Here is a 16,597-nt window from a genome sequence, read left to right as displayed (position 1 = left end):
CGACGCCGGTGACAAATTCCACTTCCCTACAACTGGGCAATCTGCCCAATCCTTATCTGATCCTTCACGATTCATGGGCCGCTCTTATGGTTCTTTTACTCGCAGATGCCGCGCGCCGCGGTCGTCCCCTGGTAGCCGGTGAGATCGGCGGCTTTGGGCCCGCCACCCGCCGAGGCCGTGACGGCGTGGGACACCGGCACCGGCCGATCCAGCCGCAACTGCCGGAACAGCCGGTCGGCATCGGGTTGGACGAGCTCATCGCGGTTCTTGTTGTACGTGTAGGGCTGCCGCGGAATCGTGAGGAAGCGGATCTTGTCCCGCGGGATGTCCCGCACCCCGCGCACCAGAGCGTACAGATCTTTGAGCGAATCCAGGCCCGGATCCGTGGTCAGCGAGGACGTCGCGGCGTTGAGCACGGGATACAGCTTCGCGGGATTGAGCAGCACACCATTGCTCTGCACTTTCTTCACAAGCGAGCTCATGAACTCCTGTTGCCGCCCGATGCGCTCCGTGTCGCTGCCGTCGCCGATGCTGTACCGGGCGCGCACATAGCCCAGGGCCTGCTCGCCGTGGAGGACCTGACGGCCCGCGGGCAGCTTCAGATGCGCTTCGGCGTCGTCCACGGGCTCCTTCAGGCACATCTCCACCCCGCCGACCGCGTTCACCAGCCGCTTGAAGCCGCTGAAGTCCACGATCATGTGGTGGTCGACGCGGATCCCGGTCAGCTTCTCGACGGTGCGGATCGAACAGGCCGCGCCACCGGATTCGAACGCCCAGTTGAACTGGGCGAACCGGGCCTGGGCGCGCTTTCCGTCCGGCCCCTCGCAGGCCGGGATGTCCACCATCAGATCGCGCGGGACGGAGACGGCGGTGGCGCTCTTACCGCCGGCCTGGAGGTGCAGCAGGATCGTGGTGTCCGAGCGCTGGGTGCCGGTGTCCTTGCCGTATTTGCCGTTGCCCTTGCCGCCCCGGTTGTCGGAGCCGATCAGCAGGATGTTCTGCGCGTCCCGCACCACCGACACCGGCCGCTCGGCCTCGTACTTCTTCAGCTCGTTCGCGGTCCGGGTGTCGGTGCGGATATTGCCGTCGAGGCGTTCGTAGAACCACCAGCCCACCCCGGCGGCCGACAGCACCAGCAGGGCCACGCCCAGCGCCAGGACGCGCGGCCAGCGGCGCCTGCGTCTCGGCGCAGGCTCAGAGCTGTCGGTCGTCACGTCCGCGTCCTCCCACCCGTCTTCCGCCCGGGGGCGGAGCGGCATCGCATGCCGGGATGCCGATTAACGGAACAGACATGCGAAGCCCATGCATGGTTGTACGTATCCGTAGATCATCGCGCGGGGTGGGCGGCGCGGCCCGTGGGCTCGGCTCTCGGTCCGCCGGACGGGTCAGGGGAGGGGCAGAGGGCTGGGGCTGGGGGCTGTTGTTCTCAGGGTGTGGGTGGCGACCGTCGCCTTAAGGTGTGGTGGCGGCCGTGGCCTCAGGGTGTGGTGGCGGTGACGCGCTCGCTCTGCTTGCGCCCGGCCAGCTCCTTCTCGTCCAGCCGGTCCAGATGGCGGCAGAGCACCACCGAACCGCCACTGACCAGCGGCGCGTACAGCCCGTACGAGAGCCCCTCCCAGGTGCCGTACGAAAGCCCCGAGAGGATCCGCGAACCGGGCCCGAGCCCCCGACCGGCGGCGTCGGCGCCCGCCCGCTCCACCACCTGGGCGCTCGTCAGCTCCACACCGCCGACGGCCAGCGCGGGGGTATCCGGGTCCACGGGGGAGTACGGGGCGAAGCGGTCGCCCTGGCTGGGCACCTCCACGGCGTAGTCCGCGAACCCCTCCGGCAGCTGGGGGAAGCGGCCGCCCAGCGGCTGGAGCGACAGCGCCACCCGCTCCCCGGAGCACTCCCGTGCCTCCTTGAGGCTGTCCGGGCCACTGACGACGAGGTCGGCGGAGGCCGGGTCGCCCCCGATGTCCACGAGGACCCCGACCGAGGAGCAGGCCACCAGCCACACGGCGGTCTGCCAGTGGGCGGGGAGCAGTAGTGCGCATCTGTCGCCGGGCGCGGCGGCGAGATCGTCCTGGAGGAGATTGGCGGTCTTCGCCACCCAATTGGCGAAGGTGGCCACGGAGAGTTCGACGCGTTCGCCCGTGGCGTCGTCGTAGAAGGTCACGAGCGGGCGGGAGGGATCCGCGTCGAGCGCGGATCCCAGCAGGTCGGCGGGGGTGCGATCGGTGGCGTTCACCCGCGCAAGCCTACGCGCCGAAGATGCGGCGCGGATGGGGTCGGTGGGGTCCGGGTCAGCGGACGGTCCGCGACGTGCGCGCTCTTCCGAATGGACAGGTTTGTCCCCTTATGTAGACGATTTCAATCATGCGTGCATACCTGGCATCCTCGATCGGCGTCGCGTGCACCGCCGCCCTCGCCCTTCCCCTCGCCCTGCATCCCGGCCCCGCCCACGCCCGGGCCGAGCGGACCGTCGCCGTCGGCTCCACGCGGTCGCTGCCGCTGCGCCCGCTGGACTCGCTGGACTCGCTCGTGGGTGGCGGGACGGACCGGGGTGTGGCCGCCCGGCGCGGTGACGCCGCGGCCGAGCGGGGCGTCACGGCGTCGGGCGTGCGGCCGTTCTCGCTCGTCGGCGTCGTCTGGGACCGGCCCGCCGCGGAGCTCCGCGGCCGGGCGCAGGTGCGTACCCGCGCGGTCGGCGGCGCGTGGTCGCCATGGCGCGAGCTGCTGCCGTACGGGGACGAGGCCCCCGACCCGGACTCGCCCGAACTCCGCGGCGCACGGGCGCACGGCGGCACCGCGCCGCTGTGGGTCGGCGCCTCGGACGCCGTCGAGGCGCGGGTACGGCCGGAACGGGCGGCGAGGGCGGACGCGGGGTCGGACGCGCGGGCGGCGGACGCTGGGGCGGCGGCCCTGCCGTCCGGGCTGCGGCTGGAGCTGATCGACCCGGGTGAGCCCCCGGCGCCGCCGGGGCCGGACCGGGCCGCGCTCCGCGCGCTTCCGGGGCATCCGGCACCGACGGCGGGGCATCCGATGCCGACGGCGGGGGGTGGGGCGCCGTCGTCAGGGAGTGGCGTGCCGGGTGCGAAGCCGACCACCCCCGGACCCTCCGTGACCACCACCCCGCCGCCCAGCGCGCTCGACACCGATGCCGACGCCGAGGCAGCCACGGCGGCCGCCGCCCGCTACAGCGCGCCGCGGCCCGCCATCGTCACGCGCGCGGGCTGGGGCGCCGACGAGAAGATCCGCGAAACGGGCCATGTCTACAGCAAGACCGTGAAGGTCGCCTTCATCCACCACACCGTGACGGGCAACAACTACAGCTGCTCACAGGCGCCCTCCGTTGTGCGCAGTATCTACCGCTACCACGTGAAGAGCCTGGGATGGCGTGACTACGGCTACAACTTCACCATCGACAAGTGCGGGAAAATCTACGAAGGCCGCTCCGGCGGTGTGACCAAAGCCGTACGCGGGGCGCACACGCTGGGCTTCAACACCAACAGCATGGGCGTCGCTGTCCTCGGCACGTTCACCTCCAAGAAGCCCTCGGCCAAGGCCGTGAAGGCCGTCGCCAAGCTCACCGCGTGGAAACTGGGCCTCTTCAAGCGGAATCCGCGCGGTACGACGCATCTGGTGTCGGGCGGCGGCAACAAGTACAAAAAGGGCGCCAACGTAAAGTTCCATGTGATCGCGGGTCACCGCGACGGCTTCGCCACCGAGTGCCCCGGCAAGCGTCTCTACAAGAAGCTCGGTTCGGTACGGAAGACGGCCGCCCGCCTCCAGGGGCGCTGATCAGGCGCGGTCGGGGGATCTGCATACACTGGCCGCCGACCGGCGAGCCCCAGCAGGAAGCAGAGACGTACGTGACCAACGCGCCAGCAACGCCATCGCCAGAGGCGATCCTCCTGGTCGGCGGCAAGGGAACCCGGTTGCGCCCGATGACGGTGCACACTCCCAAGCCGATGGTCCCGGCGGCGGGCGTCCCGTTTCTGACCCACCAACTCGCCCGCGCCCGCGCCGCCGGGGTCGAGCACATCGTGCTCGCCACGTCCTATCTGGCGGAGGTCTTCGAGCCGTACTTCGGTGACGGCTCCGCGCTCGGCCTGCACCTGGAGTACGTGACGGAGGAGGAACCGCTCGGGACCGGCGGCGCCATCCGCAACGTCGCCTCCCGACTGCGCTCGGGCCCCGACGACCCGGTGCTCATCTTCAACGGTGACATCCTCACCGGCCTCGACATCCGCGCCCTCGTCGACAACCACCGCACGGCGGGCGCCGATGTCTCCCTGCACCTCACCCGAGTCCCGGACCCGCGCGCGTACGGGCTGGTGCCCACGGACGAACGGGGCAGGGTCACCGCGTTCCTGGAGAAGCCGCAGACCCCCGAGGAGATCGTCACCGACCAGATCAACGCGGGCGCGTACGTCTTCAACCGCTCGGTCATCGACTCGATACCCGCCGACCGCCCCGTCTCCGTGGAACGCGAGACCTTCCCCGGTCTGCTCGCGGAGGGCGCCCACCTCCAGGGCATGGTCGACTCCACCTACTGGCTCGACCTGGGCACCCCCCAGGCGTTCGTCCGCGGCTCCGCGGACCTGGTGCTGGGCCGTGCCCCCTCCCCGGCCGTACCGGGCCGCTGCGGCGACCGCCTCGTCCTGGACAGCGCCTCGGTCGCGGTCGACGCCAAACTGACCGGCGGCACGGTCATCGGCCGCCAGGCCCGGGTGGGCGCGGGCGCGCGCATCGACGGCAGCACGGTGCTGGAGGGCGCCATCGTGGAAGAGGGCGCCCAGGTCCGAGACTCCCTCGTCGGCGCCGGCGCCCGAATCGGCGCCCGCACGGTCCTCCAGGGCGCGGTAGTCGGCGACGGCGCCCTGGTCGGCCCCGACAACGAGCTACGAGACGGAGTGCGCGTGTGGTGCGGAGCCGACATCCCGGCGGGCGCGGTCCGCTTCTCATCCGACCAGTGACGCCCTGACGCCCCCGCTCCCCCGGCGAGAACTAAGCCCTTCCGGCGCTCGAGGAGCGGGGTGGTCGGGGGCGGAGCCCTGCATTTCAGCCCCTCCGGCGTTTGAGGAGCGGGGTGGTCGGGGGCGGAGCCCCGGTGGGGGCCGAGGGGGCGGAGCCCCATCGTTTCGGGAAGGGGCGGGGTGGGGGCTCATCGCCGAAGGCGCCCACGGCCCCGCACCCGGCAACGGCGACCGCGCCCAGCAACGGCAACCGCACCCGGCAACGGCGACCGCGCCCCGCAACGGCAACCGCGATCGCGACCGCACCCGCGACGGCAACCGCACCCAAGAGCCCGAGGCCCTACATCCCCCGAAAGTCCCGCACCGCCAACCGCGGCGCCCGCCGAGCCGGCATCCGCCCGGACAACAAAATCAGCCGCGCCGCCCGATACCGTTGCCCCGCATAAGGCGCCAAAAGCTCAAGCATCGCCTCATCATCCGCCCCCCGCACCCCCGCCAGCGCATACCCGACAATCCCTGGCAAATGCAGATCACCAACCGTGACCGCATCCGGCGTCCCATTACTGCGCTGCAACGTCTCCGCCGCCGTCCAAGGCCCAATACCCGGAATCACCCGCAGCCGAGCCGAGGCAGCGGCAAGGTCCATGGACGCCGCCTCCTCCAGCCGCCGAGCAACCCGCACCGCCCGCAGAATCGTCGAGGAGCGCTTCGCGTCCACGCCCGCCCGATGCCACTCCCACGACGGAATCAGCGCCCAGCCCCGCGGATCGGGCATGACCCGCATCCGCATCCCCTCGGCCGGCCCGGGCGCGGGCTCGCCATGGCGCCGGAGCAGCAGCCGCCAGGCCCGGTACGCCTCGACGCCGGTGACCTTCTGCTCCAGGATCGAGGGGATCAGCGACTCGAGGACCAGCCCGGTCCGGATGAGCCGGAGGCCGGGATGACGCCGGTGCGTCTCGTGGACCAGCCGATGGCGGGGCACGAACGCGGACGGGTCGTCGTCCGCCCCGAGCAGAGCGGGCAGACCGTCCAGCAGCCACTCCGCCCCCGGCCCCCAGGCCCGTCCCTCGATCTCCGCGCCCTGGCGCGCGATCCGTAGGGTCCCGGGCCCGGCCGGAGTCCGGCTCGCCCGCCAGAACGCGCCGTCCGCGTCGACCTGAAACGCGGGATCCCCCGGCCCTCGCTGCAACACACCGAGGTTACGCGCGAGGTCACAGGGGCCTGGGGGACTCCAGACACGTCTCACACACACGCGGCCACCCTACGACCCACCGCCGGCCCGCCGGTCCGGCACCCACCACACCACCGACCGCGCATCGCGCCCTACGGCGCCCAGCCACCCCCAGTAGCCACCCCCGGCCAATCCCAAGGCGCACCCCAGCAACCACCCCCGCCCCCGCACTCCCACTCCACACAACGCGCGCCCCCAACCCCCGCGCACGCGACCCCACCGCACAACCACTCCGCACAACCCCGACCCGGCCAACCCAACCCCACACACCCCGCCCCCCAGCCCTCACAGCACCCCCACCGCGAACCCCCACCGCCGAACCCCCACCTACCGAACCCCCACCTACCGCACCACCACGAACCCCTCGACCCCCCGCTCCGGCCGCGCCCCCGGCGGTACCGCCGCCTGGCCGACCGCGACCGTGCCCATCGGGTCCCAGTCGTCCGGCAGGCCCAGGACCTCGCGCACCACCGGGCGGCAGAACATCGTGGACGACACCCACGCCGAGCCCAGCCCCTCACCCGCCAGCGCGACCAGCAGGTTCTGCACCCCGGCCCCGGCCGCGACCACGAACATCTCGCGCTCCGCCGTGTTCCGCCGAGGGTCGGGATACGTGTGGGCGCCGTCGGCGACCAGGCACGGAACCACCAGGTACGGCGCCTTGCGCAGCACATCCCCGCGCCGCACCCGCTTGGCGATGCTCTCCTCCGAGAAGCCGTCCCCGCGCAGGTCGGCGATCCAGGCGTCCCGCATCGCGTCCAGCAGCCGCGTCCGCGACTCCTCCGACTCCAGCAGGACGAACCGCCACGGCGTCGTATGGTGCGGCGCCGGCGCGGTGACGGCGGCGGCGACCGCGCGCCGCACCGCCGCGCCGTCCACCGGCTCATCGGTGAACTCCCGCACCGTACGCCGCAGCGTCACCGCCTCCCGTACGGCCTCGGAGGTGCCCAGCCGGAACATGTCGTCCGCGGCGCCGCGCACCAACGCCCGCGCGCCCTCGTCCTCATCAACCCCCCGCCGGTCAGAGCCCTCGGCCCCCTCAGACCCCTCAGACCCCTCAGACCCCTCGGCCCCCTCAGCCCCGTCCAGCCCCTCGAACGCCACCACCTGCGGAAGCCCCCGCAACACCGCCACCGGCAGCCCCCCGGCCTTGCCCTTGACCAGGTCACCCGCGGCGGCCAGCTCGTCAGCGGTGGCGACGATGGTCGCGCTCAGCGCGTTCCCGTACGCGTCGACTCCGCCGCGCAGATCGTCCAGCACCCGCACCCCGGCGGCCCCGATGGCGACATCGGTGACCCCGTTCCGCCACGGCCGCCCGAACGTGTCGGTGACGATGATGCCGACCTCCACGCCGAGCACCTCCCGCAGCCCGGCCCGGATCGCCCGCGCCGAGGCGTCGGGGTCCTCGGGGAGCAACAGGACGGTCCCGGAAGGGGTGTTGGAGGCATCGACCCCGGCGGCGGCCATGACCAGACCGTGACGGGTCTCGACGATCCGCGTGCGGCCGCGCCGCGCCACGACCCGCACCGTCTCGGCGTCTATGGCCGCCTCGCGGTCGGCCGCCTCGACGACGCGCCCCTCCGCCTTGCTGACGATCTTGGAGGTGACCAGCAGCACATCGCCGTGCGCGAGCCCCGGCAGACCACCCGAGGTCGCGGCGTCGGCGATCAGCTTGGCGAGGTCGTCACCGGGCCGCACCTCGGGCATCCCGGGCAGGGCCCACACCTGGTACGACGCACGTTCCGTCATCCCCGCACCTCTTCCGCCAGCGTCAGCGCCTCGGTCGCCATGGCCGCCGTGGCCTTGAGGTCCGCCATCATCAGCGGGATCGCCCGGCAGCGGATCCCGGCGGCCTCGACCTCCTCGACCGCGCCCGCGTCCACGGTGTCGACGAGCCAGCCGTCCAGCAGCCCGGAGCCGTAGTGCTTGGCGACGGCGGCGGCGGTGGACTCCACGCCCACGGCGGCGAGCACCTTGTCGGCCATGCCGCGCACGGGCGCGTCGCCCACGATGGGGGACAGGCCCACGACCGGGACCCCGGCGTCCGCGATGGCCTCGCGCACGCCGGGCACGGCGAGGATCGTGCCGACGCTGACGACCGGGTTGGACGGCGGGAAGAGGACGACATCGGCGTCGGCGATGGCCTCCAGGACGCCAGGCGCCGGTTTGGCCTGGTCGGCGCCGACGGGAACGACCGCGTGGGCGGGCACGGAGGCGCGCAGCCGCACCCAGTACTCCTGGAAGTGGACGGCCTTACGGCCTTCACCATCAGGGGCGTCGATCAGGACGTGGGTCTCGACGCGGTCGTCCGTCATGGGCAGCAGCCGCACCCCCGGCTGCCACCGGGCGCACAGCGCCTCGGTGACGGCGCTCAGCGGATAGCCCGCGCCCATCATCTGCGTACGGACTATGTGCGTGGCGAAGTCGCGGTCGCCGAGGCCGAACCACTCGGGTCCCACCCCGTACGCCGCCAGCTCCTCCTTGACGGTGAAGGTCTCCTCGGCCCGGCCCCAGCCCTGCTCCTCGTGGATGCCACCGCCGAGGGTGTACATCACGGTGTCGAGGTCGGGGCAGACCTTGAGGCCGAAGAGGTGGATGTCGTCGCCGGTGTTCCCGATGACGGTGATGTCGGCGTCCGGAGCCGCCGACATCAGACCGCGAAGGAAACGGGCGCCGCCGATACCGCCTGCCAGAACCACAATGCGCATGGAGCACAGTCTTGCAGCAGCCTCGGACATCGGGGGCGTTCGGGGCGGCTCAGCCGCCGAGGGCGCCCAGCGCCTCCGCCCCGGCCCCGGCGGGCAACGCGGCGCTCTGGGTGGGGTGCAGCGGCATCTCGGTCAGCCCGGGGAAGTAGATGTGCAGGCTGACGGCCGGTTCGAGGGCGTCGTTGACCACGTCGTGCACATAACCGGGCGCGAAGACGCGCTGTGCGCCGGCGTGCAGCGCATGCCGCGCGCCGCCCGTCCCCACCCGCTCGGTGAGCTCGCCCTGGAGCACGGTCAGCACCCCGGAGGAGCGGCCGTGGTCATGGGCGCCGCTGCCCTGTCCGGGCACCCAGCTGAGCAGCCACACCTCATAGCCGGGGCCGGTCCGCAGCCGGTGGTACCAGCGGCTGGTGGCGTCGTACTGGACGAGGGGCGCCCAGCCGTCGCGGTCGGCCGCGATGGTGCGGGCCAGGCCCGCGAAGGCGGAGACGGTAGTGGGGTGCGCGGGTACGGGCGGCAGCAGATGCGGGATGGCGAGCGGGTCACCGGCGATCTGGACGTCGCTGTTCATGCGGTGGGGTTCCTCGGCGGGAAGGGCGCGGAGAGAGCGCCGTAAGGACGTGAGCGCCGTAAGGACGCGATGGGGCGGGAGCGGCGCGGTAAGGGCGCGAGGTGCGATCTGGACGCGGTGTGCGGTCTCAGTACGAGACGCCGCGTGCGGAACGCGGGGGCAGCTGGAGCTCGGGAGGCATCAACAGCTCGAACAGCGACAGCGAGCCCGCACAGCGCAGCGGAACCCGTGGTCACGGGTCGGCAGGGGCGCTTGGGTCACTGACATGCGACCTAGGAGACCGGGAGCGCCGCACCGCTGTCAACTTCATCTCACATTTCAGGTCAAGGTTCACCTCATCCGGTCGCTGTGGAGGCAGAAAGGTTTGTGCGCGCGTTGTATTGGTGACACGGCGCATCAACGCGCATCACTCCCGCACCACCCCGCCCACTCCGCACCATCTCCCGCGCGATGCAACGGGACCGGCGCCGATGGCGTCCTCCTCAGTGAGTGAGAGGAGGGACCTCAGGCAACGGATGGGGAAGGTGTCGCGTTTAGGCCGATTTGAACACTTTCCGCGCAGCCTTGGTTCCGCAGAGTGAATAAGAGGCCCAATAGCAGATCTCGGCTTGACTGGCCCGGATCGGCGCACTTGTAATTTCACTCGTGTCGTTCTGCCGCTTCACCAACGGCATCAGGCACGGGGACGCAAAGACAGACGAGGGGCGCACATGACCGAGTTGTTCCAGCAACTGCTGGTCGAAGAGGCGGACGAGGAGCTCGGTTGGCAGGAGCGCGCGCTGTGCGCCCAGACCGATCCCGAGTCGTTCTTCCCGGAAAAGGGCGGATCCACCCGTGAGGCGAAGAAGGTCTGCCTCGCCTGCGAGGTCCGTTCCGAGTGCCTCGAGTACGCCCTCGCCAACGACGAGCGCTTCGGTATCTGGGGCGGTCTGTCCGAGCGCGAGCGCCGCCGCCTGAAGAAGGCCGCCGTCTGACCCACGGCGTCCGGGATCCGCCGTCCGACCCACGGCGTCCGGGATCCGCCGTCCGACCCACGGCGTCCGACATCGGACAGATCCGTCGGCCCTGGCAGAACCGCAGGACCCGCGCTGACATATCCGCACAGTTCACGGCGGAGTGAGCCACCGCGACCGGTCCGCCCGCGAGCCCATGGCGACGGGAGGCGGACCGGTCGCATACACAGCCGTTAGTGTGGGGCCCCGTCCGAGACGCTCCAACGCCCCCGTGGGGCGCGCGCGTCCACCGCAGTCCAGCGAACCGGGGCCCGTACCTCGATGTCCGTGCACAGCCACCCGGCGGCCCAATACCCGGCCGCCTCCGCCGCGTTTGCGCCCGTTCACGAACCGGTTCAGACACCGGCCTATCCGCGTCATATCGTCACCGCCGTCCTGGTCGCCCACGACGGCGCCCGCTGGCTGCCCGACGCGCTGTCCGGTCTGCTCGGCCAGGAGCGCCCGGTCCAGAGCGTCATCGCGGCCGACACCGGCAGCGCCGACGACTCCGCCCGGCTCCTCACCGAGACCCTCGGCGAGGAGCGGGTGCTGCACATGGCGCGCCGCAGCGGCTTCGGCACGGCCGTCGCCGAAGCGGTCCGTACGGCCCCGGTGCTGGGCCCCGAGGAGCTCACCTACCTCAAGCGCCCCAGCGGCTGGGACCCCGTCAACCGCACCTGGCGCGACGACGCGTACGACATGCCGGAGCTGCCGCACGGCGAGCCCGTCCAGTGGCTGTGGCTGCTGCACGACGACTGCGCCCCCGAGCCCGACGCCCTGGCCGAGCTGCTGCGGGTGGTCGACGCCGAGTTCACCGCCAACCGTGAGCCCGCGATCGTCGGACCCAAGCTGCGCGGCTGGTACGACCGCCGGCAACTGCTCGAAGTCGGCGTCAGCATCGCCCGCAGCGGCCGCCGCTGGACCGGCCTGGAGCGGCGCGAGCAGGACCAGGGCCAGCACGACCAGGTGCGCCCGGTGCTGTCGGTGTCCAGCGCGGGCATGCTGGTGCGCCGCGATGTGTGGGAGCAGCTGGGCGGCTTCGACTCCCGGCTGCCCCTGATGCGCGACGACGTCGACCTGTGCTGGCGCGCCCAGGCGGCCGGGCACCAGGTGCTGGTCGCCCCGGACGCCGTACTGCGGCACGCGGAGGCGTCCGCGCGCGAGCGGCGGCCCATCGACTGCGTGGGGCGCTCGGTCGCGAACCCGCACCGCGTGGACAAGGCGGGCGCCGTCTACACCCTGCTGGTCAACACCCGGGGCGCGCTGCTGCCCTATGTGATGCTGCGGCTGATGTTCGGCACGCTGCTGCGCACCCTGGCCTATCTCGTGGGCAAGGTGCCGGGGCAGGCCCTGGACGAGGTCGCCGGTCTCTTCGGCGTCCTGCTGCGGCCCGGGCGGATCCTCGCCGCCCGTAAGCGCAGAGGCCGCCCCGCGACGGAGCCGAGCGAGCTGCGGCCGCTCTTCCCGCCGCCCGGCGCGACCGTAAGGGCGACGGTGGAGCAAGTCGCCAGCAATATTGGTGGCCGTTCCGAGCCCGAGCTGTCCTCCGGGGGGCGGCACGGCGCGGTCGAGTCCGGGCCCGGCGGCGACGACGCCGACTTCCTGGAGATCGAGCAGTTCGCCCGGCTCAAGCGGATCGCGCGCAAGCCCGGCCCGATGCTCTTCCTCGTGCTGCTGGTGGTCTCGTTGGTCGCCTGCCGGGATCTGCTCGGCGCCGGCGCGCTCGCGGGCGGCGCCCTGCTGCCCGCGCCCGCCCATGTCTCCGAGCTGTGGTCGAGCTATGTGGACGGCTGGCATCCGGTCGGCACCGGCGGCACGCAGTCCGCACCGCCGTATCTGGCCGCCCTCGCCTCGCTGGCCACGGTCTTCCTGGGCTCCACGGGCTTCACGCTGACCCTGTTGCTGGTGTGTTCGGTGCCGCTGGCCGGGTTCATCGCGTACTTCGCCTCCCGGCCGCTGGTCGAGTCCCGGCTGCTGCGCGCCTGGGGAAGCGTCGCGTACGCCTTCCTCCCGGCCGCGACCGGTGCGCTCGCGGGTGGACGGCTCGGCACCGCCGTGCTCGCCGTACTGCTGCCGCTGATGGCCCGCGCGGCGGCCGCCGCGACCGGCTTCACCGGCAACGGGACGCGGCTGCCGAGCTGGCGGGCGACGTGGGCGTACGCGCTGCTGCTGACGTTCACCATGGCCTTCACCCCGGTCGTCTGGCCGATGGCGCTCCTCCTGGGCGCCGGTGTGCTCGTGCTGCGCCAACGGCAGAGCGGCACCGAGCAGCTCATGGGGTACGGGCTGCGGTTCCTGAGCCTCGTCGTCACCCCGCTCGTCGTGCTCGCCCCCTGGTCGCTGGACCTCCTCACCGACCCGGCCCGTTTCCTGAAGGAGGCCGGGCTGGACCGCGGCGCCGGCTCCGCGTCCGCTCTGGACCTGCTCGCGCTCAGCCCCGGCGGCCCCAACGGCGGCGGCACGCTGCTGCTGCTCGGCTTCGTCCTGGCCGCGCTCGCCGCCCTGATGCGCGGGGAACGGCAGACCGTGGTGCGCACCGCGTGGGCCGTGGCGCTCACCGGCTTCCTCTTCGCGGCGCTCACGAACGGCTCCGGCTGGGCCGGGCCCGCGACCCTCGTCTACGGCCTGGCGCTGCTGACCGCCGCCGTGGTCGGCGCCGAGGACGCGAAGGAGCGGGTGGCGGCGCAGAGCTTCGGCTGGCGCCAGCCGGTGGCGCTGCTGATCGCGGTCGCCACGGTCGCCGCGCCGCTGTACACCGCCGTCACCTGGATGACGGGCGGCGCGGACGGCCCGGTCGGGCGGCGCGACCCCTCGCAGGTCCCGGCGTTCGTGGCGGCTGAGAGCGCCACCGAGGACCAGGCCCGCACCCTGGTGCTCGGCGGCGGCAGCGCCGCCGCCCACGCGGACTACGCCCTGGTACGCGGCTCCGGTGCCCGGCTCGGCGACGGCGAACTCGCGGCCGCGGGCGGCTCCGACACCCGGCTGGACGGCGTGGTGGCCAATCTGATCGCGGGCTCCGGCGCCGACCAGACCCGTCAGCTCGGCGGTTACGCGGTGCGCTATGTGTACGTCCAGAAGGGCGCGCCGCCCGAGATGGAGCGGGTGCTGAACGCGACCCCGGGCCTCACCCAGCTCAGCCGGGAGCACGGCGGCGTGCTGTGGCGGGTCGACCAGCGGGTCTCGCGGCTCTCCATCGTCCCGGCCGAGTCCTCGGGCCGCCCGGCGGGCGGGGCGGCGGCCAAGCCGGTGCATGTGGCCTCCGGCCCCGTCGAGGCGCACACCACCGTCCCGGACGGCACGGCCGGACGGGTGCTGCGGATCGCCGACCGGTCCGCGCCCGACTGGCAGGCCACGCTCGACGGCAAGCCGCTGAAGCCGACGACGGTCGACGGCTGGGCGCAGGGCTTCGAACTCCCGGCGAGCGGCGGCCGGTTGGACCTCACCTACGACACGCCCATCACCCACACCGCATGGGTGTGGGCGCAGGGGCTGCTCGCGGTCGTGCTGCTGGTGCTCGCGCTGCCGGGCCGCCGCCGGAACGTCGACGACGACATGCCGGACGCGGAGGGCGCGGCCGCCGCCGTCACCGCCGAGGACCTGGCGGGCGACGGCCGCAGGGCGCGGCGGCTGCGGGCCGCCGCGGAGGCGCAGGCCGCGCAGGACGGGGGCGCCAAGGGGCTGCCGGAGACGGACCCGGCCGCCGCGGACGCCACGCCCGGGCAGCCGGGCGAGATTCCCCCGCGGCCGGGGGAGCCGCCCATGCCGGGTGAACCGCCGATGCCGGGCGAGCCGCCCATGCCGCCGGCTGCCGAGCCGGCCGCCATGGGTGACCCTTACGGCGACAACGCGATGGCGAACGACCCTTACGGCGACCAGACGGCCGCCGGTGACCCGTACGCGGCGGTGCCGCACCAGCAGCAGTACGGGCAGCAGTGGGACGCGCAGACGTACGCCGACGCCGGATACGGCCAGTACCCGGCCGGTCAGTACCAGGGAGAGCAGCAGTACGCGGGGGAGCAGTACCAGGGCGAGCAGTACCAGGGCGAGGGCTACGCGGGCCAGTACTCCACCGGCCAGTACCCGGCCGGTGACTACCAGGGCGGCTATCAGGACACCGGCTATCCGGCCGGCTACCAGGATGGCCAGTACCCGGCCGACCAGGAGGGCCAGTACCCGGCGGACCAGTACGCGGGCGGCCAGTACGCCGACCCTTACGGCTACGACCAGCAGCAGCCCTATGCCGACGGCGGCTACTCCCCGCAGGGCGACACGACGTACGGCGGCGCCGACCCCGAGGACCGCCGCGACGGGAGCGATCAGCAGCGATGAACCGCACCACCCTGTCCCTGATCGGCGCCGCCACGGCGCTGGCCGCCGTCACCGGCGTCGCGGCCCTCACGGGGGGCTCCTCCTCCGACGACGCGGACGCCTCCGCCAAGGCCGCCACCCGGCTGCCCGTGCAGCGCTCGACGCTGCTGTGCCCGACGCCCTCCTCCTCGGACGTGAGCAGCACCACCTACACCGCGTACACGCCCAAGCGGGACGGCGTGGACGCCAAGGACGGCGCCGCCGAACTGCTGCCCGCCCAGAACCCCGCCGACGACACGGCGGATCCCGGCGGCGACGGCGGTAAGGACGACGGCAAGACCGGCAAGACCGGCAAGACCGGTAAGGACGGCAAGGACGGCGGGAAGGGCGGCCAGACGGCCCCGGGCGGCGACAAGCCCGTGCTGCCCCTGAAGGAGCCCGGCAAGCCCGTCACCACCGAGGAGAGCAGCGCGGGCGCGCCCGCGCTCATCGGCACCGCCGACGGCCGCTTCGCGCCCGGCTGGACCGTCCAGCAGACCACCACGATCGACGCGGGCAGCGGGCGCGGCCTCCTGGGCACCGCGTGCACGGCGCCCGACACGGACTTCTGGCTCCCCGGTGTCAGCACCGACCGGAACCGCCAGGACTTCGTCCATCTGACGAACCCGGACGACGCCGCGGCCGAGGTGGACCTGAAGCTCTACGGCCCGAGCGGCCGGCTGAAGCCGTCCACCGACGAAGCGATCACGGTCCCGCCCCGCTCCACGGTCCCGATCCTGCTCTCGACCCTCACCGACCAGCGGGCGGCCGGCGCCTCGCTCCATGTGACGGCCCGCAGCGGCCGGATCGGGGCGGCCGTGCAGGCCGTGGACCAGAAGGCGGGCAGCGACTGGCTCCCGGCCTCCGCGGTGCCCTCGACGAGCGTCGCGATCCCCGGCATCCCCAAGGACGCGACCTCGGCCCGCCTGATCGTCTTCGCGCCCGGGTCCGACGACGCGGACCTCAAGGTGCGGCTGGCCGGGCCGAACAACGCGATCAGCCCGGCCGGGCATGAGTCGCTGCACGTCAAGAGCGGGATGACGAGCGCGATCGACCTCGGCGACGTGACCAAGGGCGAGCCCGGCTCGCTGCTGCTCACCCCCGAGGGCGGCGAGGGCCCGGCCACACCGGTCGTGGCCGCGCTCCAGGTGACCCGGGGCAAGGGGAGCAACCAGGAGACGGCGTTCATCCCCGCGACCGCCCCGATCGAGCGCAGCGCCACCGCGGCCGACAACCGCACCAAGGGCTCCACGCTCTCCCTGGTGGCGCCGCGCGGCTCCGCCAAGGTGCGCGTCACCGCCTCGGCGGGCGCGGGGGGCGGCAGCCCGGTCAGCAAGACCTACGAGGTCAAGGGCGGCACCACCAAGGCCCTGGAGCCACCGCGCCCGACCTCGGGCAAGGGCCCGTACGCGGTGACGGTCGAGCGGCTCTCCGGCGGCCCGGTGCACGCCTCGCGGATGCTGGCGCTGTCGCAGGACGGGGTCCCGATGTTCACGATCCAGTCGCTGCCGGACGACCGGGGCACGGTCGCGGTGCCCGAGGCGGCCCAGGACCTGTCCCTGCTCAACGACGACTAGACCGGGACTGGAGCCCCGCCTTCCAGCCCCTCCGGGGGGCACCTCCCACCGGTAGCTGGGGGAGTTCGAGGAGCGGGGTCTGGGGCGAAGTCCCGCCTTCCAGCCCCTCCGGCGCTTGAGGAGCGGGGCCTTGGGGCGGAGCCCCGCTTCCCAGCCCCTCCGGCGCTTGAGGAGCGGGGTCTGGGGCGGAGCCCCAGTTGTGGGAAGGGG

The 16,597-nt window shown here is 73.0% G+C and carries 11 protein-coding genes; 5 read left to right on the top strand and 6 right to left on the bottom strand.

Annotation, left to right across the window (positions count from 1 at the left end; translation table 11 throughout):
• Positions 1–95: 95 nt before the first annotated feature.
• Both KHP12_RS22985 and KHP12_RS22980 read right to left on the bottom strand, forming a co-directional pair.
• Positions 96–1,259, bottom strand: a complete 1,164-nt coding sequence (locus tag KHP12_RS22985) for an LCP family protein (RefSeq protein ID WP_246648687.1) — start codon at positions 1,257–1,259, stop codon at positions 96–98.
• 218 nt (positions 1,260–1,477) lie between these two features.
• The gene (locus KHP12_RS22980; RefSeq protein WP_086886119.1) at positions 1,478–2,230 is read right to left on the bottom strand and encodes a TIGR03089 family protein; all 753 of its coding nucleotides are present in this window, start codon (positions 2,228–2,230) and stop codon (positions 1,478–1,480) included.
• Positions 2,231–2,358: 128 nt separating this feature from the next.
• On the opposite strand from KHP12_RS22980, the gene KHP12_RS22975 reads away from it, so the two are divergent.
• On the top strand, positions 2,359–3,783 hold the full coding sequence (locus tag KHP12_RS22975) for a peptidoglycan recognition protein family protein (protein WP_086886120.1): 1,425 nt from the start codon (positions 2,359–2,361) through the stop codon (positions 3,781–3,783).
• 71 nt (positions 3,784–3,854) lie between these two features.
• On the top strand, positions 3,855–4,961 hold the full coding sequence (manB, locus tag KHP12_RS22970; RefSeq protein WP_037954308.1) for a mannose-1-phosphate guanylyltransferase: 1,107 nt from the start codon (positions 3,855–3,857) through the stop codon (positions 4,959–4,961).
• A 340-nt stretch (positions 4,962–5,301) separates the two neighbouring features.
• Here manB and KHP12_RS22965 read toward each other — a convergent pair whose 3' ends face one another.
• The 4 genes from KHP12_RS22965 to KHP12_RS22950 all read right to left on the bottom strand — a co-directional run bounded on the left by KHP12_RS22965 (position 5,302) and on the right by KHP12_RS22950 (position 9,471).
• The gene (locus KHP12_RS22965; protein ID WP_086886619.1) at positions 5,302–6,213 is read right to left on the bottom strand and encodes a DNA-3-methyladenine glycosylase family protein; all 912 of its coding nucleotides are present in this window, start codon (positions 6,211–6,213) and stop codon (positions 5,302–5,304) included.
• Positions 6,214–6,534: 321 nt separating this feature from the next.
• On the bottom strand, positions 6,535–7,941 hold the full coding sequence (locus KHP12_RS22960) for a coenzyme F420-0:L-glutamate ligase (protein WP_210609379.1): 1,407 nt from the start codon (positions 7,939–7,941) through the stop codon (positions 6,535–6,537).
• Positions 7,938–8,900 (bottom strand): 2-phospho-L-lactate transferase, encoded by a 963-nt coding sequence (gene cofD, locus KHP12_RS22955; RefSeq protein ID WP_086881406.1) that lies wholly within the window; start codon positions 8,898–8,900, stop codon positions 7,938–7,940. Before cofD ends, KHP12_RS22960 begins: the two co-directional genes overlap by 4 nt.
• Before the next feature lie 49 nt (positions 8,901–8,949).
• Positions 8,950–9,471: a cysteine dioxygenase gene (locus KHP12_RS22950; RefSeq protein WP_086881405.1), complete on the bottom strand. Its 522-nt coding sequence runs from the start codon at positions 9,469–9,471 to the stop codon at positions 8,950–8,952.
• A 710-nt stretch (positions 9,472–10,181) separates the two neighbouring features.
• Between KHP12_RS22950 and KHP12_RS22945 the strand changes: the two genes are divergently transcribed.
• The 3 genes from KHP12_RS22945 to KHP12_RS22935 all read left to right on the top strand — a co-directional run bounded on the left by KHP12_RS22945 (position 10,182) and on the right by KHP12_RS22935 (position 16,387).
• Complete coding sequence (locus tag KHP12_RS22945; protein ID WP_004952403.1) at positions 10,182–10,445, top strand: WhiB family transcriptional regulator; 264 nt, start codon at positions 10,182–10,184, stop codon at positions 10,443–10,445.
• A 300-nt stretch (positions 10,446–10,745) separates the two neighbouring features.
• On the top strand, positions 10,746–14,792 hold the full coding sequence (locus tag KHP12_RS22940; protein WP_086881404.1) for a glycosyltransferase family 2 protein: 4,047 nt from the start codon (positions 10,746–10,748) through the stop codon (positions 14,790–14,792).
• The gene (locus tag KHP12_RS22935) at positions 14,789–16,387 is read left to right on the top strand and encodes a DUF5719 family protein (RefSeq protein ID WP_086881403.1); all 1,599 of its coding nucleotides are present in this window, start codon (positions 14,789–14,791) and stop codon (positions 16,385–16,387) included. Before KHP12_RS22940 ends, KHP12_RS22935 begins: the two co-directional genes overlap by 4 nt.
• Positions 16,388–16,597 lie beyond the last annotated feature (210 nt).

Origin of the sequence: Streptomyces asiaticus, assembly GCF_018138715.1 — a bacterium.
GTDB classification, from domain to species: Bacteria; Actinomycetota; Actinomycetes; order Streptomycetales; family Streptomycetaceae; genus Streptomyces; species Streptomyces asiaticus.
The sequence above is the reverse complement of the archived record's forward strand: the minus strand, read 5'-3'. Positions and strand labels throughout refer to the sequence as shown.